The organism is Agromyces luteolus (assembly GCF_009729855.1).
Classification (GTDB): Bacteria; Actinomycetota; Actinomycetes; order Actinomycetales; family Microbacteriaceae; genus Agromyces; species Agromyces luteolus.
This window is the reverse complement of sequence record NZ_WODA01000002.1, coordinates 202,835-222,519: the sequence shown is the minus strand read 5'-3', so window position 1 is coordinate 222,519 and position 19,685 is coordinate 202,835. Positions and strand designations below refer to the sequence as shown.

Below are 19,685 nucleotides of genomic sequence, written 5' to 3'. Positions count from 1 at the left end.
ACCGCCGTCGCCGCCCTGCGCCCCCGCTCCGGCTCGAAACCAAGGGGAAGCAGGATGTCAGAGGCGACGCCCATGGGGCGACCCATCAGCCGACGCACGTTCATCGCCGCCGCAGGCGCGGCCGGCGCCGGATTCATGCTCTACCTGATGCTGCCGGGCGGCGAACGCGTCGCGCTCGCGCAGATCCCCGGCGGCACGCTCCCGCCGGGCGATGTGACGAAGTTCGTCACCCCGCTGCTCGTTCCGCCCGTCATGCCGAGGGCCGGCACGATCAAGCGCAAGGGCGGCAAGCCCGCCGACTACTACGAGATCTCGGTGCAGCAGTTCGCCCAGCAGATCCTGCCGGCCCCGCTCCCGATGACGACCGTCTGGGGCTACGGCGCGATCACGTCGGCGAGCAAGAAGGGCCTGCTCGTCCACAACGCGCCGTCGCTCACGATCGAGTCGAAGTGGGGCCGCCCGGTCCAGGTCAAGTGGATCAACGACCTCGTCGACGGCGACGGCAACGCCCTGCCCCACCTGCTGCCGGTCGACCCGACGCTGCACTGGGCGAACCCGCCGGGCGGCATCGCCGGTCGCGACAGCCGCCCGACGTTCACGGGCGACACGCCGGACGCCTACACCGGACCCGTCCCGCTCGTCACGCACCTGCACGGCGCGGTCGGCGTCGGCGACGAGAGCGACGGCTACGCCGAGGCGTGGTTCCTGCCCGACGCGAACGACATCCCCGGCGGGTACGCGACGCACGGCACCTGGTACGAGTTCTTCGCCCTCAAGGCCGCCGCCGCGTTCGGCGTGAGCTGGGGCCCGGGGCACGCCGTCTTCGAGTACCCGAACGACCAGCGCGAATCGACGCTCTGGTACCACGACCACACCCTCGGCATGACGCGGCTCAACGTCTACGCGGGGCCGGCCGGGTTCTTCATCGTCCGCGGCGGCCCGGACGGCGAGGCGGCCGTGCTCGATTCGCGAAGCGGGACGACGGCCGTCCTGCCCTCGCCGGCGCCGAACGAGGGCGACAAGTTCCCGCCGAACAAGACCTACTTCGAGATCCCGATCGTCGTGCAGGATCGCTCGTTCGACGTCGACGGGTCGCTCTTCTACCCGGACACGCGCGAGTTCTTCGACGGCGTCGTCGGCCCCTACATCCCCGACGGCGAGTTCTCGCCGATCTGGCAGCCCGAGTTCTTCGGCAACATGATCATGGTCAACGGCAACACCTGGCCGTTCCACGACGTGCAGCAGCGCCGCTACCGGCTGCGACTGCTGAACGGGTGCCAGTCCCGGTTCCTGATCCTCGACTTCACCGCGATCCCCGGGGTCGAGGTGTGGCAGATCGGCAACGAGGGCGGCTTCCTCGCCGCTCCCGTGAACATCACGGCCGACCACGGCAACCGGATGCTGCTGGGCCTCGCCGAACGTGCCGACGTCATCGTCGACTTCACGAACGTGCCCGTCGGCACCCACGTGCTGGGCAACGTCGGCCCCGACGAGCCGTTCGGCGGTGGCGTGCCGGGCCTCGACTTCCCGGAGGCCGATCCGGACTCGACCGGCCAGGTCATGGCGTTCGTGGTCGGGCCGGCCGCGGCCGCCGACCCGACGACCCCGCCCCAGTACCTCGTCCTCCCGCCGATCACGCCGCTCCCCGCCGAGACGGTGGTCCGACCGCTCGCGCTCATCGAGAAGATGGGCGAGGGCGTCGACGCGGGCGGCGAGCCGGTCGAGGGACCGGTCGAGGCGCTGCTCGGCGACATCCAGTCGGGCGTCTGGATCGAGCGCATGTGGGAGGAGGACGTCACCGAGAACCCCGCGGTCGGGGCGACCGAGGTCTGGGAGTTCGTCAACACGACCGGCGACGCGCACCCCATGCACGTGCACGAGGTCGTGTTCGAGGTGGTGGACCGGCAGGCCCTGCAGATCGACGTGGACGGCGAGGTGGCGCAGCCGGTGCAGCCGGTCGGCGCTCCGCGGCCGCCCGAGCCCTGGGAGACCGGGTTCAAGGACACCGTCATCGCCTACCCGGGCGAGGTCACGCGCGTGCGCGCCACGTTCGCGAACCCCGGCCAGTTCGTCTGGCACTGCCACATCGTGGAGCACGAGGACAACGAGATGATGCGGCCGTACCGGGTCGGGCCGGTGCAGCCGGGTCAGCCCGGCGAGCCCGGCTGATCGGTCGGGCTCCGGCCGTCGAGGCGCGCGACGCCCTCGAGCACCGCTCGGTGCGTCTCGACGGCCCCGAGGATCCGGAAGTGCCCGCTGACCGGGACGCGGATGTTCGTCGCGCCCTCGAGCAGGCTCCCGTCGGGGATGTGCGGGTCGAACCGGCCGAACACCGAGACGATGCGTGCGTTGACGGATGCCGCGCGCCCGAGCAGCACGATGGTCTCGTCGCTCGGGAGCAGTGCGCGCACGCTCGGGTCGAGGATGAGCCGCGCCATGCGCGACCCCGCGAACGGGGTCGCGACGGCGACGAGGCCGAGGAGTCCGTGCGGGCCGTCGGCCGCGGCATCCGCCCCGGAGACCAGCAGCTGCTTGGCGACCAGGCCGCCCTTGCTGTGCGCGACGATCACCCGGCCGGCATCGGGTGCCGGGCGGCGCTCGATCGCGCGGCCCAGCCGCTTCGCGGTCTCGGCGATGCCGCGCCGGTTGGTGCCCATGCCGTGCACGACGCGCACGCGGTAGCCGGCGCCGTTCAGCGCATCGCCGAGCGGCCGGAGGAACGACCAGTGCTCGTAGATGCCGGGTAGGAGCAGCACCTCCGGCAGGTCCTCGCGGCCCCGGCGCCACCGCGCGGGAGGGTTCCAGCCCTGGACCACGATGGCGAGCTGGCGGATGCCGGCGTACACGTAGTCGCGCGCCCACCACCAGCCGCGCGCGATCGCCGAGAGCTCCTGCGGCTCGGACACGCGCTCGACCTCGTGCCCGACGTGCTCGCCGCGCGCGTGCCGCGCGACGAGGTCGGCGACGCGCTCACCCGCGGTCACCATCGTCTCGTGGCCGCGGTCGGCGACCTCGACGTAGCGGCCGCGGGGCACCATCCGGGCGACCTGCTCGGCCCAGGCGCGGGGTGCGAGCCGGTCGTGCTCGCCGCGGATCACGAGCGTCGGCGCCGCGACATCCGGCAGCACGAGTTCGATGCGGTGGTCGAGCATGCGCCGGAGCTTCCGGAAGTACCACCGCGGCCCGGCCTGCAGGTACGAGCGGATGCCGAGCGCCACGACCTTCGGGCGAGTGAGCGACGGATCCTCGAGGAGCCGCACGCCCTGCATGAACGCCGAGCGTTCGCGAGGGTTCACGGTCGGCGCGATGAGCACGACGGATGCCACGAGGTCGGGCCGCTGTGCGGCGGCCTCGGCCACGACCTGCGTGCCCATCGAGTGCCCGACGAGCACGGCCGGCTCGCCGCCGCACTCGGCGTCGAGGAGCGCGGCGAGCTGCGCGCCCGACTCGGTGATGGTCGGCGTCTCCCGGGGCTCGGGGGCCTCGCCGAACCCCGGCAGGTCGAGCGCGAGCACGCGGCCCTGACGCGCGAGCTCGTCCGCGAGGTCGGACCAGTAGCGGTGCCCCATGCCGATGCCGTGCACGAGCACGTACGTCGGCCGGCCCGCGCCCGACTCGGTGATCACCGTCACCGCGTCGTCGCGGCGGAACTCGCGCGTCCGCGACATCCGCACCCCCTCCCGCCGGCCCGGTTCGATCATGCCGGATGCTGCGGCGCGCCGGCTCGCCCGCGGCGCGCCGTCAGTCGATGAGACCGGATGCCGCGAGCCGCCGCAGCACCTCGACGCCCGCCGGCGGGCACCGGTGCGCGTCGACGGTGCCGACCCAGTGCACCTCGCCGACCTCGCCCGAGGGCACGGGCGCGGCATCCGTCTCGGCCAGGAAGACGTGCATGCGCACGTGCTGCCCCTCGCCCTGGCCGTGGGCGAGCTCGCGCACGGTGAACGCCTCGACGAGCCGCGCCGGGTCGAGCACGAGCCCGACCTCCTCGAGCGCCTCGCGCGCCGCCGCCTCGGCGGGCGTCTCGCCCGCGTCGAGCTTGCCGCCCGGCATGTAGTGCACGTCGCGTCCGCGCGCCGTCACCATGAGCACGCGACGATCGCGCACGAGCGCGATGGCGGCGACGTGCAGGTCGGGCAGCGGCATCCGCTCAGCCTATGGACCTACGGATGCTGCGCCGACGTGAAGACGTCGTTCAGCGTGACCGTCTGCAGCCCGCGCTCGTCGAGGATCTCCTTCAGGCGCGGGAGCACGCCGACGACCGGGTCCTGGTTCAGGTGGCCGATGATGATGCGGCCGGCGGCGAACCACTCCGCGGCGAGGTCGACGATCTGCTGCTGCGTGATCGCGCCCGAATCGCCGAGCGAGCCGTACCAGAGGGTCGGCACCGTGTAGCCGATCGCGGCGGCCGCGGCATCCACCCGTGCATCGTGCACGCCGTACGGCGGACGGAAGAACGGGCGCGCGTCGACGCCGTAGACCGACTGCAGGTAGTCGTGGTTGTGCTGCAGCTGCCACTGGATCTCGGCGTCGCTCAGCGTGGTGAGGTCGGGGTGCGACCACGTGTGGTTCGCCAGCTGGATCTGGCCGCGCTCGACGAGCGGGCGGATCGCGTCGGCGTTGTCGTCCCACGACGCGTACACGCCGTTCACGAAGTAGGTGAGGCGGATGCCGTTCGCCGCCGCGAACGCGGTGTAGGCGCCGACGACGGCCGAGTCCGTCCCGTCGTCGACCGTCCAGGCCATCACCTGGCCCGCATCGGCGGGGAGTTCGGTGAGCGCACCCGCGGGAACCGAGACCCGCGCGAGCTCGGGAGCCGGGAACTCCTCGACCGCGGCCTGCTCCTGCTCGGCCTCCTGGCGATCGGCCATCACCCGGCTGACGGCGAGCACGCCGACGACGGCGACGCCGGTCAGGAACACGCGTCGGGTGAGGCCCATGCGACCGCCCCCTCCCGCCGTGGCGGCCCGGGCCGACCGCCTCACGAGCCGTTGTACACCGACCGGCGGCGCGCGCCCGGGCGTGCCGCCCGTGCGGCGCGAAGCCGCGGCATCCGTCGCCCTTCACATTTCGTAGGATGGACAGCGACTTCGCGGGCGACTCGCCCGATTCCCTCCCTGGACCATTGGAGCCACCGTGGCCGCACCCACCCGCCTCGAATCCGTCATCACGCTCGCCCAGCACCGGGGCTTCGTCTTCCAGGCGGGTGAGATCTACGGCGGTTCGCGTTCCGCATGGGACTACGGGCCCCTCGGCGTCGAGCTGAAGGAGAACATCAAGCGCCAGTGGTGGCGCACGATGGTGCAGGGCCGCGACGACGTCGTCGGCCTCGACTCGAGCGTCATCCTGCCGCGCCAGGTCTGGGAGGCGTCGGGCCACGTCGAGGTCTTCAGCGACCCGCTCGTCGAGTGCCAGCACTGCCACAAGCGCTTCCGCGAGGACCACCTCATCGAGGCCTTCGAGAACAAGAAGGGCCGCGCGCCCGAGAACGGCATGGCCGACATCGTCTGCCCGAACTGCGGCACGCGCGGCCAGTGGACCGAGCCGCGGGAGTTCTCCGGCCTGCTGAAGACGTTCCTCGGCCCGGTCGACGACGCCGCAGGCCTGCACTACCTGCGCCCCGAGACCGCGCAGGGCATCTTCGTGAACTTCGGCAACGTCCTGCAGGCCGCGCGCATGAAGCCGCCGTTCGGCATCGGCCAGATCGGCAAGTCGTTCCGCAACGAGATCACGCCCGGCAACTTCATCTTCCGCACGCGCGAGTTCGAGCAGATGGAGATGGAGTTCTTCGTCGAGCCCGGCACCGATGAGGAATGGCACCAGTACTGGATCGACGCCCGCTACCAGTGGTACGTCGACCTCGGCATCGACCCCGAGAACCTGCGGCTGTTCGAGCACCCGAAGGACAAGCTGAGCCACTACTCCAAGCGCACCGTCGACATCGAGTACCGCTTCGGCTTCACCGGCGGCGACTGGGGCGAGCTCGAGGGCGTCGCGAACCGCACCGACTTCGACCTCTCGACGCACGCGAAGCACTCCGGCAAGGACCTGTCGTTCTTCGACCAGCAGAAGAACGAGCGCTGGACGCCGTACGTCATCGAGCCCGCTGCGGGCCTCACGCGCTCGCTCATGGCGTTCCTCGTCGACGCGTACCACGTCGAGGAGGTGCCGAACGCGAAGGGCGGCGTCGACACCCGCACGGTGCTGAAGCTCGACCCGCGCCTCGCGCCCGTCAAGGCGGCCGTGCTGCCGCTCTCGCGCAACGAGAAGCTCTCGCCGCTCGCCCGCGAGGTGGCCGCGAACCTCCGAAAGCACTGGAACGTCGACTTCGACGACGCCGGCGCGATCGGCCGCCGCTACCGCCGCCAGGACGAGATCGGCACGCCGTTCTGCGTCACGGTCGACTTCGACTCGCTCGACGACGACGCCGTGACGGTGCGTCACCGCGACACCATGGGCCAGGAGCGCGTGCCGCTCGCCGAGCTCGAGGGGTACCTGGCCGCGCGCCTCGTCGGCGCCTGACCCGCGGCCGGCGGCTGCGCCGCGGCGCCCCCGGTGTCTTCCGCCGGAGTCTCCTCGAGAAGTCGCGGATGGCGAGTACGAGCGACCATCTGCGACCGTTCGATGGGTCGGGTTCGGCGCGCCCCGGCGGCCCGGAGTCGAAAAGTCGCGGATGACGGGTGCGCGCGTGCATCTGCGACCGTTCGATGCGACGACGGATGGTGCGGGGCGCGGTGCTCGCTAGGGTGATCGGCATGCACGCGGCATCCGGTGGGTTCTTCGACGTCGAGCGGCCCGAGCCGGGCCCCGAGCCCGAGGTCCCTCCGATGCCGCCGTGGCTTCAGCCGCCGCAGGACGAGCTGCCGGGTCGCGTGGTGCTCGACGAGCTGCTCCACCACGACGACGCGACCGTGCTGCTCCTCGGCGAGGTCGCGGCGTACTCGTCCGGGCTGCGGCTGACGGTGAGGTGCGTGCACCGGCGCACCGACGAGAGCCCGCGCGAGTGGGAGCGACGCATGATGGAGCGCCATGCGTGGTTCCCGGGGCGCTTCCCCGAGCCCGATGGCATGCACGTCGGAGTGCGGCTCGCCGACGGAACGCGGCTGCTGCCGATCGACCACCAGCGGGTCGCGCACGTCGACCGCGACCTCACGCCTCCGACGCTGCAGGTGCTCGGCGGCGGTGGCGGCGGCGGGCACGACTGGTACGACTGGAACATCGAGCTCTGGCTCTGGACGGGCGAGGTCGGGCGAGCGGGCTTCGAGGTGGTCTTCTCGTGGCCGGAGTTCGGCATCCTCGAGCTGGGACACGTCGTCGACGCCGAGGTGCTCGACGTCGTTCCGCCGCCCCGGCAGCTCTGGCCGTGAGCCGCCGTCAGGGTTCCGTAATCCCGCCGCGCGGCGGGCGGAGCGGGCACGACGTAGCGTGGAGGGAGCGGGCGGAGGTCGCCCGCGGAACGAGGAAGCCGCCATGCCCGAACGCCCCGCCCGCCCCATCGCCGCCGCGATGCTGCTCGTCGCCGCGCTCGCGCTGACCGGCTGCGCCGCGCAGTCGACGGATGCCTCCGGCGCGAGCGCCGAGCCGACGACCACGACCGAGCCGTCGACGCCCGAGGCGACCCCCGATGCGACCGACGAGGCCGAGGCATCCGCCGACGCCGCCGCCGACGACGCCCCCGCCGAGGGCGCCTACCTCGACTACACCGACGGCGCGATCGAGGCCACCGCCGGGCCGAAGGCCCTGTTCTTCCACGCGAGCTGGTGCCCGAAGTGCCGCGCGCTCGACGAGGACCTGAATGCGCAGGGCGCGCCCGACGGGCTCACGGTGTTCAAGGTCGACTACGACTCGCGCACCGACCTGCGCCAGCAGTACGGCGTGACGATCCAGACGACGATCGTGTTCGTCGACGACGCGGGCGAGAAGATCTCGAGCGTCGTGCTCTACGAGGACCCCTCGGTCGAGTCGCTCGTCGCCGCGATGCCGTGAGGCGGCGGACCGCCCCGTGACCGCATCCCTCACCCTCGCCCTCGCCGCCGGCGTCCTCACCGTCGCGGCGCCGTGCGTGCTGCCGCTCCTGCCCGTGATCGTGGGCGGATCGATCGTCCGCGACGGGGACGAGCGCCGTGCGCGCTACCGCCCCTACGTGATCGCCGCGTCGCTCGCGGCATCCGTCGTCGTGTTCACGCTGCTGCTCAAGGCGACCACCGCGCTGCTCGGCATCCCGCCGCAGGTGTGGCAGGTGATCGCCGGCGGCATCGTGATCCTGCTCGGCGTCGACATGCTGTTCCCGCGCCTGTGGGAGCGGGTGTCGACCGCGCTCGGGTGGGGCGCTCGCAGCGGCGAGATGCTCGACCGGTCGGTCCGGCGCCAGAGCGTCGGCGGCGACATCCTCACGGGCGCCGCCCTCGGCCCCGTGTTCTCCAGCTGCAGCCCGACCTATGCCCTGATCGTCGCGGCCGTCCTGCCGGTCTCGTTCGGCGAGGGCGTCCTGTACGTCGTCGCGTACGCGGTGGGGCTCGCGGCGATGCTGCTGCTCATCGCGCTGCTCGGCCGGACGCTCGTGCGCCGGCTCGGGTGGCTCGCGAACCCCGACGGATGGTTCCGGCGCACGATCGGCGTGATCTTCATCGTGGTCGGCATCGTGGTCGTGACCGGGTTCGACAAGACGCTCCAGACGTGGATCCTCGACGCCGGGCTGTACGATCCGATCGCACGCCTCGAGGAGGTGATCGGTGGCTGACCAGGTCGACCTGCTGCTCGACGGGCGTCTCGTGCTGCTCGTCGACGACGACCCCACCGTGCTCGAGGTGTGCCGCGCGTACCTCGAGTCGGCCGGGTTCCGGGTGCAGGATGCCGCGGACGCGTTCGTGGCGCTCGACCGCATCGCCGCGGAGCGTCCCGACCTCGTCGTGCTCGACCGGATGCTGCCCGGCGTCGACGGCATCGAGGTGTGCCGTCGCATCCGCGCGCAGTCGCAGGTTCCGGTCATCATGCTCACCGCGCTCGGCGGCGAGGACGACCGCATCGCGGGCCTCGAGGCCGGCGTCGACGACTACCTCGCGAAGCCGTTCTCGCCGCGCGAGCTGACGCTTCGGGTTCAGTCGGTGCTGCGGCGGGCGCTCGCCGTGGAGGCCGCCGGGGCGGCGGTCGCGGGCTCGGAGGCCGCGGTGATCTCGCGCGGGCCGCTGCGGATCGACACCGCCGCGCACACCGTCGACCTCGACGGGCGCCGGCTCGCGCTCACGCAGCGCGAGTTCGAGCTGCTCGCGTTCCTCGCGCGCCGGCCGGGCACCGTGTTCTCGCGGGAGGACCTGCTGCAGGGCGTCTGGGGCTGGAGCCACGGCGACCTCTCGACGGTCACCGTGCACGTGCGGCGACTGCGCGAGAAGATCGAGGCGGATGCCGCGAACCCGCGCATGCTCGTCACGGTCTGGGGCTACGGCTACCGGTTCGACGACCCGGGGGCGGGCGCCGGCCAGGCGGGCGCCGGCCCGACCGGGGAGGCGGCCCCGTGAGCGGCACCGACCTCCTGCTCGTCATCGCCGTGTCGGCCGCGATCGCCGCCGCGGTCGGGTTCGTCGCCTGGCTGCTGCTGCGCCGCTTCGCATGGGCGCCGATCGTGGTGCACCTCGTCACGGTGGTCGTCGCGGCGGTGGCCTCCGTCGTCGGCGGCGTGCTCGTGGCGACGCAGGCGATGTACCTCTCCGACCACGACGCGCAGATCGCGCTCGCCATCGCGGTGACGAGCGGGGTCGTCGCGATCCTCACCGCGTCGATCCTCGGCGCCGAGATCGCGCGCGCGGCGCGCGTGCTGCGCTCCGCCGCCGAGGACCTGGGTCGCGGCATCCCGGTCGAATCGCGCCCGCTGCCGATCGGCGAGTTCCGGGCCGTGCTCGACGAGCTCGCGGCATCCGACGCCCGCATCCGCGCCGCGCGCGAGGAGGTCGAGCGCCAGGAGCAGGCCCGCCGCGAGCTGGTGACGCGCGTCGCGCACGACCTGCGCGTGCCGCTCGCCGGCATCCGCGCCCAGGCCGAGGCGCTGCAGGACGGGCTCGCGCCCGACCCCGACCGCTACCTCGCGCGCATCGCGTCGCAGGTCGACCGGCTCGACGCGCTCGTCGCCGACCTGTTCGCCGTGTCGCAGATCGATGCGGGCACCCTGCACCTGCGCACCGAGCGGCTGTCGCTGGCGGATGTCGCGAGCGACGCCGTCGCGGAACTGCGCGGCCTCGCCGACGGGGCGGGCGTCCGGCTCGACCTCGACGTGGCGTCGGACGCGTCGCCGACGGTCGACGGCGACGCCCTGCAACTCGGACGCGCCGTCGCGAACCTGCTCGCGAACGCGCTCCAGCACACCCCGGCGGGCGGGCGGATCGCGGTGACCGTCGACGGGGAGGGCGACGAGGTGCGCCTCGCGGTCGCCGACAGCGGCCCGGGGTTCGCCCCGGAGGAGCTCGCGCACGCGTTCGAGGCCGGATGGCGCGGCTCGTCGGCCCGGTCGCCGCATCGGCTCGACGTGACCGGCGGCGCCGGTCTCGGGCTCGCGATCGTGCGCGGCATCGCCCGCGCGCACGGCGGTGACGCGTCGGCGACGAATGCGCCGGCGGGCGGCGCGGTGCTCGCGCTGACGCTGCCTCGGTCCGCCTGACGCGCCCTCCGGTTCGTTGCCGACCCTCGATCGGCCTGCCATCATGGCGCGGGAGCGCACGTCCGAGCATCCACGGGGGAATGATGACGAACGCATCCGGACCGAACCCACCCGACGACGGCCGCACCGAGGTGCTCGACGCGCCCGGCCCGGAGCCGGAGGGGCAGCCCGCGGGAACGAACGGCGTCGGCGTCGGCGCACTCGCCGTCGGCATCGTCGCGGCCGTCGTCGCCCTGCTCGCGTTCGCGTGGCAGTGGGCGTGGATCGCGGGCGTCGTGCTCGCGGCGATCGGCCTCGTGCTCGGCATCGTGGGCCTCACGAAGGCGGATCGCCCGAAGGGCGTCGCGACCGCGGGCACCGTCGTCTCGGGCGCTGCGCTGGTGCTCGCCATCATCGTCGGCGTGCTCTACGGCACCGGCGCGCTCGGTGCGGGCGGCACGCAGCCGACCGCCTCGCCCACGCCGTCGGCCTCGCCGTCGGCGACCCCGACCGAGACGCCGACGAGCACGCCGACGCAGACGCCGACCGCGACCGTGCAGGAGTGGGCCGACCAGACCTGGGGCACGTTCACGAAGGTCGACGCGAGCGGCACGGGCGACGATGTCGTGGCGATCCCCGACGGGATCACGGGCGGCATCGTCACGGCCACGTTCGACGGCGACGACGACGCGCCCTTCACGCTGACGCTGCTGGACTCGTCGAACCAGCCGTCGGGGAACCCGCTCGTCGACACGACCGACGACTACGACGGCACGACCGCGTGGGGCGTGGCGGATGCCTCGTCGGCGCGCAGCGTGCAGGTGACGGCGACCGGCTCGTGGACGATCTCGATCCAGCAGATGTCGGCGGCATCCGAGCTGCCGAACGCCGCGAACGGCGAGGACGACGCCGTCTACCTCTACGGCGGCGGCGCCGCGACGCTCGCCGCGACCCACAGCGGCGACGACGCCGAGGACCCGTTCGTCGTCGCCCAGCAGTCGCAGCAGGCGTTCGGCGGCGCGGCGCTCATCGACGTGACCGGCGCCTACGACGGCAACGTGCCGCTCGCGGCCGGACCGTCGGTCGTGACCGTGATCGCGACGGAGGACTGGACGCTCTCGGTCGGCTGATCCGGGCCCCCGGCCGGCGGGTCGGGCGGGGCCGCCCGATATTCGTCCCGGGAAGCGAACGGCGAGCGACTCTCCTCCGCAGGTCGGGGAGAAAGGTATCCGCGGAATACCGTTCTCCCTCGTCCGCGAGGAGGAGGGTGAGTCGAGACGCCGGCTCGCGCCGGTGCTCGGCCGGATCGGGGCTTCAGGCGGAGCGGCCCGCGCGCACCGCGCGCCATTCGCGCCGCAGCATCCCGTACGACGCCGTGTCCTGCCACTCGCCGTCGTTGTACTCCTCCTCGACGAGGGTCGCCTCGCGCCGCATGCCGAGGCGTTCGCAGAGGTGGGCGGATGCCGCGTTGCGGGCGTCGAGGTGCGCGACGACGCGGTGTGCGGCGAGCCGCCCGAACGCGAGGTCGAGCAGCACGTCGGCGCCCTCGGTCGCGAGCCCGCGGCCGTGGAAGTCGGGGTGCACGACCCACCCGATCTCGAGTCGCGCGTGCTGGGCGTTCGCGAGCCGGACCATGAGGTCGCCGATCACGCGACCGTCGAGCACCATCGCGAGGAAGATCGCGTCGCCGTCGGCGACGAGCCGGCGCATGTCGGCGCGCGCTTCGGTGTGCTCCCGCGCCTCGTCGCGCTCCCGCTCGGGCCACGGGATGTAGCGGAGCACCTCGGGCAGGCGCTGGTACTCCCACACGTCGTCGGCGTCGTACGCCGCGAGCGGACGCAGCGTCATCCGCGCGGTCGTCAACGGCCGGTGCTCGACCTCGGCGACGTCGTACGGCAGGCGGAGGGCCGGCGGGCCGGCGTCGGCGGCCTCGTCGGGCAGCGCGTGGAGGATGGTGGACATCGAACGGCAGCGTACCGCGCCGGCCTGGCGAGCGGGACCGTCCGTCCGGGATCGGGTCAGCGGGTCCCGGAAGCCCGATGCTCGTCGGCGTCGGCGTTCGAGGCGGCGTCCGAAGCCAGGGCGGATGCCGCGGGCTCGGCCTCCGGCCGGATGCCGAAGACCGCCTCGAGCCCGTCGAGCCAGGCCTGCTGGTCGCCGGCGCGGGCGTACTCGCGCGAGCGGACCATCGGGGTGTGCAGGAGGACGCCGGCCATGTGCCGCAGCGCGGCCTCGGTGCGGCCGTCGTCGTCGCCGCGCGAGCGGGCGCGATCGATCTCGGCGTCGAGCACGTCGAACACGTGGCGGCGGAGCGCCACCACGGCGGGGGCGAGGTCGAGCTCCTCGGCGACGCGCCCGAAGTTCCGGGCGGCGCGGTCGACGATCTCGCGGGCGGCGTCGGTCGAGCCGAACTCCTCGAGCGGGGCGTGGATCTTGATGGTCTCGAGGTCGAGCAGTTCGACGCCGGCGACCTCGACGACGTCGGGGGCGACGTTGCGCGGCAGGCCGAGGTCGATCACGAGTTGGCGCGGCGCGTCGGCCGCGGCATCCGCCGCTGCCGCGGCATCCGTCGACCCGCGGCCCGGCAGCAGTGCGACCGGGGCGCGCCCGTCGGCGACGACGAGCTCGGCGCGGCCGAGCTCGAGCAGGTCGCGGTCGACGACGTGGTGGTCGACGGTCGTGCAGGTGACGATGAGGTCGGCGCCCGCGGCGGCCATGGCGTAGTCGGCGCTCGACACGGCCTCGATGCCGTGGTTCGCGGCGAAGCGGCTCGCGCGGCCCGAGACCGAGTGCACGGCGACGTCGACGACGCCGCGGTCGCGGAGCGCGGCGAGCGACGCGCCGGCGTAGCGGCCCGTGCCGACGAGGAGCACGCGCACGGCCGACCAGTCGGTCACGCGGCTCTCGGCGAGGTCGAGCGCGAGGCGCACGAGCGAACGGCCCTCGTGGCCGATGCCCGTGCGGTTCTTGACCTTGCGCGAGGTCTGCGACGCGCGCTGGAAGAGGCGCTCGAGCTCGGCGGTGGTCGTGCCCTCGGACCGGGCGCGTTCGAGCGAGCGGCGCACCTGGCCGGCGATCTCGCCCTCGCCGACGACGACCGACTCGAGGCCCGCGGCGACGGAGAAGAGGTGCCCGGCCACGGCGTTGCCGTGCACGAAGTCGAAGGTGCTGCGCAGTTCGTCGGTCGAGAGGCCCGCGACGTCGCCGACCGCGAAGATCGCGTCGTGCACGGCCTCGACGGGGGAGTCGCCGTGCGGGACGTCGAGGTCGAGGTAGGCCTCGTAGCGGTTGCAGGTGGAGACGACCACCGCGCCGCGAACGGCCTCGTGCCCGTCGGTCAACCGCGGTCCGGCGTGCTCGGAGGACGCCGAGAGACGTTCGAGCATGTCGAAGCCGGCGTTCTTGTGGCTCGCGGAGAGACAGATGAGCACCGGTCGATTCTACCCGGCGTCGAAACCGCCTCCGACCGGCCGCGTCACACGCCTCACGGTCGACGGGCAGGCCGGCCGCTCAGGCCGCGGGCCGAGCCTGCCGGATGATCGGGATGGCGCCCGTCACGGGCGGGAGCTCGAGGCCCTCGGACGCGAGCGCGGCGCGATGCCGCGCCTTCCACGCGCGCACGGTCGCGAAGAACGGCGCGTCGGTGAGCGCGTACCGGCCGGGGCGCGGGTCGCTCAGCATCATCGGCAACTCGATGCTCGAGCCGTCGCGGCGGATGCGCACGACCGCGACGGGGACGCTCGTGCTGCCGGCGACGGTCGAGTCGGCGCGGATGTTGCGCACCTCGCGCCAGGGGAAGGCGGCCGCGCGCCTCGGCCGTCGGCCACCGGCCCAGAACGAGATCCCGTGGTCGTCGGCGACGATCGAGAACCGCCCGGGCAGGCTGGGGGTCCGACTGCCCGGGCGGGTCAGCTCCTCGAGCCGTGCGACGAGATCGCGGTTCCGGATGCCGCAGCTCACCGCTCCGGCATGGACCGACTCGAGTGCGCGATGACGGGCCCGCGCGCGGGCGGACGCCGCTCCGCGCACGATCGCGGAGACGAGGACGATGGCGCCGGCGATGGCGGCGAGGCCGAGTGCGACCGGCGTGCCGGGCACGTCGGGCAGGGTCGGGACGATCCGTTCGACCTGGCGGCCGCCGAGGGCGAGCGCGGCGACGACGACGACCGCGGCGAGGGCGACGAGCACGATGAGTCCGGTGCGATGCCGCGTTGCGATGCTGGACACGATGGTGTTCTCCGTGGGTGGCGGAGGCGCGCGTCGCGGGGGTGGTGCGGAGCGCGTCGTCGTGCCGGGGACGCACGACGCGACCGACCTTAGCGGCGTGGGAGCGCGGCCACCAGCCCCAGTTCTCCGATCGGCCAACACGACCACAGTGCCCGCCCAGCCCCGATGGGGGAGGATGTCACGGTGAACCTCTCCCCGCAGCATCCGCTGGCCGCCGGCCTCACCCACGACTCGCGCCTCGTCCGCGCCTACCGGGGCCTCCGCAGCGACACGCTGCCCGTCTGGTTCATGCGGCAGGCCGGCCGGTCGCTGCCCGAGTACCGCGAGCTCCGCGTCGGGACGCGCATGCTCGACGCGTGCCTCGACCCGGCCATGGCGGCCGAGATCACGCTGCAGCCGGTGCGCCGTCACGGTGTCGACGCGGGCATCTTCTTCAGCGACATCGTCGTGCCGCTGAAGCTCGTCGGCGTCGACGTCGAGATCCAGCCCGGCCGCGGCCCCGTCTTCGGTCGCGCGTACGCGGATGCCGCGGCCGTCGCCGAGCTCGCCGCGATCGACCCGGCCCGCCTCGACGAGGCCGCCGGCCCGATCACCGAGGCCGTGCAGCGCACCGTCGCCGAGCTCGCGACCCTCACCGCTCCGGGCGCGCCGACCTCGACCCCGCTCATCGGCTTCGCGGGCGCGCCGTTCACCCTCGCGGCCTACCTCGCCGAGGGCGGCCCGTCGAAGGACCACCTCGCGGCGCGCACGCTCATGCACGCCGACCCGGGCGCCTGGCGCGCCCTCATGGACTGGACCGCCGAGCTGACCGGCCGCTTCCTCCGCACCCAGGTGCTCGCGGGAGCATCCGCCGCACAGCTCTTCGACTCGTGGGCGGGCGCGCTCTCGCTCGCCGACTACGAGACGCACGTCGCCCCCGCCTCGGCCGCGGCGCTGACGCACGTGCACGACCTGACCTACGAGACGACGGATGCCGCCGGCACCGCCGGCACCCACGCGGTCCCGGTCGTGCACTTCGGCGTCGGCACGGGCGAGCTGCTCGGCGCCATGAAGTCCGTGGGCGTCGACGTGGTGGGCGTCGACTACCGCGTGCCGCTCGACGTCGCTGCGCTCCGCGTCGGCGAGGGCGTGCCGCTGCAGGGCAACCTCGACCCGGCGCTGCTCGCAGCACCGTGGCCCGTGCTCGAGGCCGCGGTGCGCGACGTCGTCGCGCGCGGCCGCACGGCGCCCTCGCACGTCTTCAACCTGGGCCACGGCGTGCCGCCCGAGACCGACCCGACCGTGCTGACCCGCGTGGTCGAACTCGTGCACGAGGTCGGCCGATGACCGACCCCGCCGCCGCCGCCGACCACCGCTCGACCGACGTCGTGGTGATCGGCGGCGGCGTCGCCGGACTCGTCGCCGCCCTCGAGTGCGCGCGCCTCGGCCTCGGCGTCGTCGTGCTCGAGCAGTCCGACCGACCCGGCGGCTGCGTCGGCCGCATCGAGGTCGACGGGCTCGCGCTCGACGCGGGCGCCGAGTCGTTCGCGACCCGGAACGACTCGGTCTCGACGCTCGTCGAACGGCTCGGCCTCGCCGACGCCGTCGAGTCGCCGAACCCGGCCGGGGCCTGGCTCGTCTGGGGCGACCGCAGCGGACGCCGCGCGGCTCGCCTGCCGCGCACGGGCGTGCTCGGCATCCCCGCGAACCCGCTCGGCGAGGACGTCCGCGCGATCATCGGCTGGGGCGGCGCGTGGCGCGCCTGGCGCGACCGGATCACGCCGATCCTCAAGATCGGCAGGGCCGAGCGGCTCGGCCCGCTCGTCCGGCAGCGCATGGGCGACGCCGTGCTCGACCGGCTCGTCACGCCGATCTCGGCGGGCGTGTACTCGACAGACCCCGACGACCTCGACGTCGACGTCGTCGCGCCCGGCCTCAACGAGGCGATGACCCGGGCCGGCTCGCTCTCCGGCGGCGTTGGCCAGCTCATCGAGGCGAGACGCGCCGGCAGTGCCGTGCTCGGGCTCCGCGGCGGCATGCACACGCTCGTCGACGCGCTCACGGCCGAACTCGCGCGCTTCGGCGCCGAGGTCCGCACGGGTGTCCGAGCGACCGCGCTCGAGCGCCGTTCCGCCGCCGAGGCGGACGGTTCGGCGGCGAGGTGGCGCGCGATCGGCGAGACGGTCGAGGCCGACGCGGCCGTGCGACCCGGCGACGTCCCGGTCGACGGCGACGCCGCGGCATCCGTCGTCGTCGACGCGCGGTTCGCGATCGTCGCCACGCCCGCCCACGTCTCGCGCGCGCTGCTGGCCGGCGTCGCGCCCGAGGGCGCGCTCGCCGAGGAGTGGCCGGCCGCGGCATCCGTCGAACTCGTGACGCTCGTGCTCGACGCGCCCGAACTCGACGCCGCGCCGCGCGGCACGGGCGTGCTCGTCGCCGCCGGCACGCCCGGCGTGGCCGCGAAGGCGCTCACGCACTCGAGCGCCAAGTGGCCGTGGCTCGCCGAGTCCGCCGCCGGTCGTCACGTGATCCGGCTGTCGTACGGGCGGGCGGGGGTCGCGAGCCCGCTCGAGGGCCTGGACGACGACGCGGTCGCGGAGCTCGCCCTGCGGGACGCATCCGCCCTGCTCGGGGTCGACCTCGAGGCGTCGCAGCTCCGCGCGCACGGACGGTCCGCCTGGCGAGACGCGCTCTCGCAGGCCGCGGTCGGACAGCGCGACCGCGTGCGCGCGCTCGAAGCCGCGATCGAGCACGACGAGGACCTCGCGCTCGCCGGGTCGTGGGTCGCCGGAACCGGGCTCGCGTCGGTGGTGCCGCACGCCATCGAGGCCGCCGAGCGCATCCGCCGCCGGTCGCTCCGCCTCGCCGGGGATGCATAGCCGGATCGGCATACGATCCGCCGGAACACCCGGCAACCCCCTTGCATCGCACCTGCCGGGGTCTACGCTGGAGTGACGCTGTCTGAAGAACCGCAGCGGGGGATGGGGTGCACATGAAGGGCAAGATCCTCTTCGTCGTCGGTCTCGGGGTGGGCTACGTGCTCGGAACGAGGGCGGGACGGGAACGCTACGAACAGATCCAGAAAGCCGCCCAGGGCGTCTGGAACCAGCCGGCCGTCCAGGACGGCGTCCAGACCGTGAAGGACTTCGCGATGGCGCGCGTCGGCGACGTGAGCGACGCCGTGCTCGACAACGCCAAGAAGCTCGTGCGGCAGATCTCCGAGGGATCGACCGACACCGCCTCGAAGTCGTCGGGCGGCTCGACGTCGACCGGATCGAAGTCGACGGCGTCGAAGTCGACCGCCTCGAGGTCGACCGCATCGAAGTCGTCCGGATCCGGATCGACCGCCTCGAAGTCGTCGGGCTCGGGCTCGTCGACCCGCTCGAGCTCGGCGAAGTCCGGCGCGTCGGGTTCCAAGGCCTCGGGCTCGTCCGGCTCGTCCTCGTCCTCGTCCTGACCGACCACCGGAGGTGACACCCGATGGCTGCACCACTCAACGACGACCGGTCGCTGTTCACCCTGGTCGGTGAACTGCCCGACCAGATCCAGGCGCTCGTCAAGGCCGAGATCGACCAGATCAAGGCCGAGCTGAGCTACAAGGCCAAGCACTTCGGCATCGGCGCGGGGCTCGTGGTCGCCGCGGCGTTCGTCGGCATCTTCCTGCTCGGCACCCTCATCGCGACCGGCATCCTCGCGCTCTCGCTCGTGATGCCGGGCTGGGCGGCGGCGCTGACCGTCTCCGGCATCCTGCTGCTCATCATCGCGATCCTCGTGGGCGTCGCGCTCTCGAGCTTCCGTCGCGGCAGCGAACCGCTCGAGACCATCGAGAGCGTCCGACAGGACATCGACGCGATCACCGGAAGGGGCGACTATGGCGGCCACTGACGTCGTCCGGCTCGACAGGAAGCAGCAGCGCAACTTCACGCGGCTGCAGGCGCACGACAACGCCCGCGCCGCGCGGGACCAGCTCGCCGGCACGCTCAGCGCGCTCGAGGAGAAGCTCAACGTGCCCAAGCGTGCGGCGCGCGCGACGGCCCGAGCGAAGCGGAAGATGCAGCGCTTCGCCGATGAACAACCCGGCGCGGCGATCGCGCTCGCGGTCGGAGTCGCGGCCGCCGTCGGCGTCGGGGTCTGGCTCGTGGTGCGTGCCAACCTCGACCGCTGAATCCGGCCGCGTCGATGCCGCGCCGGCGTCGACGGCCGTCGAGCGCGTCACCGCGGTGCTGCGCGACGAGATCCTGAGCGGCGAGCTCGCACCGGGCACGCCGCTCCGCGAGGAGTCGGCCGCAGCCCGCCACGGCGTGTCCCGGCACACCGTGCGCGCCGCGTTCCAGCGCCTCGTCGCCGAGCGCCTCGCGGTCGCCGAGCCGTACCGCGGCGTGCGGGTCACGAGCTTCGACGACCGCGAGATCATCGCGCTGCAGCAGCTGCGCGCGGCGCTCGAGATCGAGGCGCTGCGCATCGCGTTCGCGCGCTTCGGCGGCACGCTGCCCGAGCACGTGCTCGAACCCGCGCGTGCTGCGGTCGACGCGATGGAGGCGGCGGCCGACGGCGGTCCCGGCGGGGCGACGGATGCCGCGTGGCGGCGCATCGAGCGGTTCCACGCCGACTACCACGCGGCGCTGGTCGCGGCATCCGACAGCCCCCGCATCATCGAAGCCCACACGGCGATCGGCAGCGAGCTGCTGCTGTTCGTCGCCCACATCCGGCGGCACGCCACGGTCGCCGACCTCGTCGAGGACCACCGGCGCCTGCTGGTCGAGCTCCTCGAGCGCGGGCCCGAGGCCATGCGCGCCCATCTCGAGCACTCCACCCGGCTGCTCACCGACTGAGCGGCCCACCCCGCTAGGAG

Annotated in this window: 20 protein-coding genes; 13 read left to right on the top strand and 7 right to left on the bottom strand. The window is 73.6% G+C overall.

What is annotated here, in order from left to right; all coding sequences use genetic code 11:
* The first annotated feature begins 72 nt into the window (after window positions 1–72).
* Window positions 73–2,169 (top strand): multicopper oxidase family protein, encoded by a 2,097-nt coding sequence (locus GLX25_RS01240; protein WP_240898045.1) that lies wholly within the window; start codon window positions 73–75, stop codon window positions 2,167–2,169.
* Here the strand turns inward: GLX25_RS01240 and GLX25_RS18660 are convergent.
* The 3 genes from GLX25_RS18660 to GLX25_RS01220 form a co-directional block, all read right to left on the bottom strand.
* Complete coding sequence (locus GLX25_RS18660) at window positions 2,148–3,668, bottom strand: alpha/beta hydrolase (RefSeq protein ID WP_240898044.1); 1,521 nt, start codon at window positions 3,666–3,668, stop codon at window positions 2,148–2,150. The two genes, GLX25_RS01240 and GLX25_RS18660, sit on opposite strands and share 22 nt — an antisense overlap.
* A gap of 73 nt (window positions 3,669–3,741) precedes the next feature.
* Window positions 3,742–4,146, bottom strand: coding sequence for an NUDIX domain-containing protein (locus GLX25_RS01225; protein ID WP_155840381.1), 405 nt, complete (start codon window positions 4,144–4,146; stop codon window positions 3,742–3,744).
* Window positions 4,147–4,163: 17 nt separating this feature from the next.
* On the bottom strand, window positions 4,164–4,940 hold the full coding sequence (locus tag GLX25_RS01220) for a polysaccharide deacetylase family protein (RefSeq protein WP_155840380.1): 777 nt from the start codon (window positions 4,938–4,940) through the stop codon (window positions 4,164–4,166).
* A 196-nt stretch (window positions 4,941–5,136) separates the two neighbouring features.
* Between GLX25_RS01220 and GLX25_RS01215 the strand changes: the two genes are divergently transcribed.
* From GLX25_RS01215 to GLX25_RS01185, 7 genes are all read left to right on the top strand, one after another.
* Complete coding sequence (locus GLX25_RS01215) at window positions 5,137–6,522, top strand: glycine--tRNA ligase (RefSeq protein ID WP_166548313.1); 1,386 nt, start codon at window positions 5,137–5,139, stop codon at window positions 6,520–6,522.
* Window positions 6,523–6,755: 233 nt separating this feature from the next.
* Window positions 6,756–7,367, top strand: a complete 612-nt coding sequence (locus GLX25_RS01210) for a hypothetical protein (RefSeq protein ID WP_155840379.1) — start codon at window positions 6,756–6,758, stop codon at window positions 7,365–7,367.
* Window positions 7,368–7,470: 103 nt separating this feature from the next.
* Window positions 7,471–7,986: a thioredoxin family protein gene (locus GLX25_RS01205; RefSeq protein ID WP_155840378.1), complete on the top strand. Its 516-nt coding sequence runs from the start codon at window positions 7,471–7,473 to the stop codon at window positions 7,984–7,986.
* Window positions 7,987–8,002: 16 nt separating this feature from the next.
* The gene (locus GLX25_RS01200; RefSeq protein WP_166548312.1) at window positions 8,003–8,740 is read left to right on the top strand and encodes a cytochrome c biogenesis CcdA family protein; all 738 of its coding nucleotides are present in this window, start codon (window positions 8,003–8,005) and stop codon (window positions 8,738–8,740) included.
* Complete coding sequence (locus tag GLX25_RS01195) at window positions 8,733–9,515, top strand: response regulator transcription factor (protein ID WP_166548311.1); 783 nt, start codon at window positions 8,733–8,735, stop codon at window positions 9,513–9,515. Before GLX25_RS01200 ends, GLX25_RS01195 begins: the two co-directional genes overlap by 8 nt.
* Window positions 9,512–10,648, top strand: coding sequence for a sensor histidine kinase (locus tag GLX25_RS01190; RefSeq protein ID WP_155840377.1), 1,137 nt, complete (start codon window positions 9,512–9,514; stop codon window positions 10,646–10,648). Before GLX25_RS01195 ends, GLX25_RS01190 begins: the two co-directional genes overlap by 4 nt.
* An 83-nt stretch (window positions 10,649–10,731) precedes the next feature.
* A complete protein-coding gene (locus GLX25_RS01185; RefSeq protein WP_155840376.1) occupies window positions 10,732–11,757 on the top strand; it encodes a DUF4190 domain-containing protein in 1,026 nt (341 codons plus the stop codon).
* 184 nt (window positions 11,758–11,941) lie between these two features.
* Here GLX25_RS01185 and GLX25_RS01180 read toward each other — a convergent pair whose 3' ends face one another.
* The 3 genes from GLX25_RS01180 to GLX25_RS01170 all read right to left on the bottom strand — a co-directional run bounded on the left by GLX25_RS01180 (window position 11,942) and on the right by GLX25_RS01170 (window position 14,854).
* Window positions 11,942–12,589, bottom strand: a complete 648-nt coding sequence (locus GLX25_RS01180; protein WP_155840375.1) for a GNAT family N-acetyltransferase — start codon at window positions 12,587–12,589, stop codon at window positions 11,942–11,944.
* A gap of 56 nt (window positions 12,590–12,645) precedes the next feature.
* On the bottom strand, window positions 12,646–14,058 hold the full coding sequence (locus GLX25_RS01175) for a glutamyl-tRNA reductase (RefSeq protein WP_166548310.1): 1,413 nt from the start codon (window positions 14,056–14,058) through the stop codon (window positions 12,646–12,648).
* A gap of 79 nt (window positions 14,059–14,137) precedes the next feature.
* Window positions 14,138–14,854, bottom strand: coding sequence for a hypothetical protein (locus GLX25_RS01170; RefSeq protein WP_155840374.1), 717 nt, complete (start codon window positions 14,852–14,854; stop codon window positions 14,138–14,140).
* Window positions 14,855–15,019: 165 nt separating this feature from the next.
* On the opposite strand from GLX25_RS01170, the gene hemE reads away from it, so the two are divergent.
* Window positions 15,020–16,180, top strand: a complete 1,161-nt coding sequence (gene hemE, locus GLX25_RS01165; RefSeq protein WP_155840373.1) for a uroporphyrinogen decarboxylase — start codon at window positions 15,020–15,022, stop codon at window positions 16,178–16,180.
* Window positions 16,177–17,712 (top strand): protoporphyrinogen oxidase, encoded by a 1,536-nt coding sequence (gene hemG / locus GLX25_RS01160; RefSeq protein WP_155840372.1) that lies wholly within the window; start codon window positions 16,177–16,179, stop codon window positions 17,710–17,712. The genes hemE and hemG overlap by 4 nt, the downstream gene beginning before the upstream one ends.
* 187 nt (window positions 17,713–17,899) lie before the next feature.
* On the opposite strand, the gene GLX25_RS18440 is transcribed toward hemG, so the two are convergent.
* Window positions 17,900–18,310, bottom strand: coding sequence for a hypothetical protein (locus tag GLX25_RS18440; RefSeq protein ID WP_205719794.1), 411 nt, complete (start codon window positions 18,308–18,310; stop codon window positions 17,900–17,902).
* Between the two features lie 3 nt (window positions 18,311–18,313).
* Here GLX25_RS18440 and GLX25_RS01150 point away from each other — a divergent pair, with 3 nt between their 5' ends.
* The 3 genes from GLX25_RS01150 to GLX25_RS01140 are packed head-to-tail and all read left to right on the top strand — an operon-like array spanning window position 18,314 to window position 19,665.
* A complete protein-coding gene (locus tag GLX25_RS01150) occupies window positions 18,314–18,718 on the top strand; it encodes a phage holin family protein (RefSeq protein WP_155840370.1) in 405 nt (134 codons plus the stop codon).
* Complete coding sequence (locus GLX25_RS01145) at window positions 18,705–18,998, top strand: DUF3618 domain-containing protein (protein WP_155840369.1); 294 nt, start codon at window positions 18,705–18,707, stop codon at window positions 18,996–18,998. Before GLX25_RS01150 ends, GLX25_RS01145 begins: the two co-directional genes overlap by 14 nt.
* Entirely contained in the window at window positions 18,979–19,665 is a 687-nt protein-coding gene (locus GLX25_RS01140) for a GntR family transcriptional regulator (protein ID WP_166548309.1), read from the top strand. The genes GLX25_RS01145 and GLX25_RS01140 overlap by 20 nt, the downstream gene beginning before the upstream one ends.
* Window positions 19,666–19,685 lie beyond the last annotated feature (20 nt).

What these genes read in the sequence shown, in the direction of transcription:
- GLX25_RS18660 (WP_240898044.1), bottom strand. Translation starts at nt 3,668, where the DNA reads ATGTCGCGGACGCGCGAGTTCCGCCGCGACGACGCGGTGACGGTGATC.
- GLX25_RS01145 (WP_155840369.1), top strand. Translation starts at nt 18,705, where the DNA reads ATGGCGGCCACTGACGTCGTCCGGCTCGACAGGAAGCAGCAGCGCAAC.
- GLX25_RS01205 (WP_155840378.1), top strand. Translation starts at nt 7,471, where the DNA reads ATGCCCGAACGCCCCGCCCGCCCCATCGCCGCCGCGATGCTGCTCGTC.
- GLX25_RS01240 (WP_240898045.1), top strand. Translation starts at nt 73, where the DNA reads ATGGGGCGACCCATCAGCCGACGCACGTTCATCGCCGCCGCAGGCGCG.
- GLX25_RS01180 (WP_155840375.1), bottom strand. Translation starts at nt 12,589, where the DNA reads ATGTCCACCATCCTCCACGCGCTGCCCGACGAGGCCGCCGACGCCGGC.
- hemG (WP_155840372.1), top strand. Translation starts at nt 16,177, where the DNA reads ATGACCGACCCCGCCGCCGCCGCCGACCACCGCTCGACCGACGTCGTG.
- hemE (WP_155840373.1), top strand. Translation starts at nt 15,020, where the DNA reads ATGGGGGAGGATGTCACGGTGAACCTCTCCCCGCAGCATCCGCTGGCC.
- GLX25_RS01185 (WP_155840376.1), top strand. Translation starts at nt 10,732, where the DNA reads ATGACGAACGCATCCGGACCGAACCCACCCGACGACGGCCGCACCGAG.
- GLX25_RS01220 (WP_155840380.1), bottom strand. Translation starts at nt 4,940, where the DNA reads ATGGGCCTCACCCGACGCGTGTTCCTGACCGGCGTCGCCGTCGTCGGC.
- GLX25_RS01225 (WP_155840381.1), bottom strand. Translation starts at nt 4,146, where the DNA reads ATGCCGCTGCCCGACCTGCACGTCGCCGCCATCGCGCTCGTGCGCGAT.
- GLX25_RS01150 (WP_155840370.1), top strand. Translation starts at nt 18,314, where the DNA reads ATGGCTGCACCACTCAACGACGACCGGTCGCTGTTCACCCTGGTCGGT.
- GLX25_RS01210 (WP_155840379.1), top strand. Translation starts at nt 6,756, where the DNA reads ATGCACGCGGCATCCGGTGGGTTCTTCGACGTCGAGCGGCCCGAGCCG.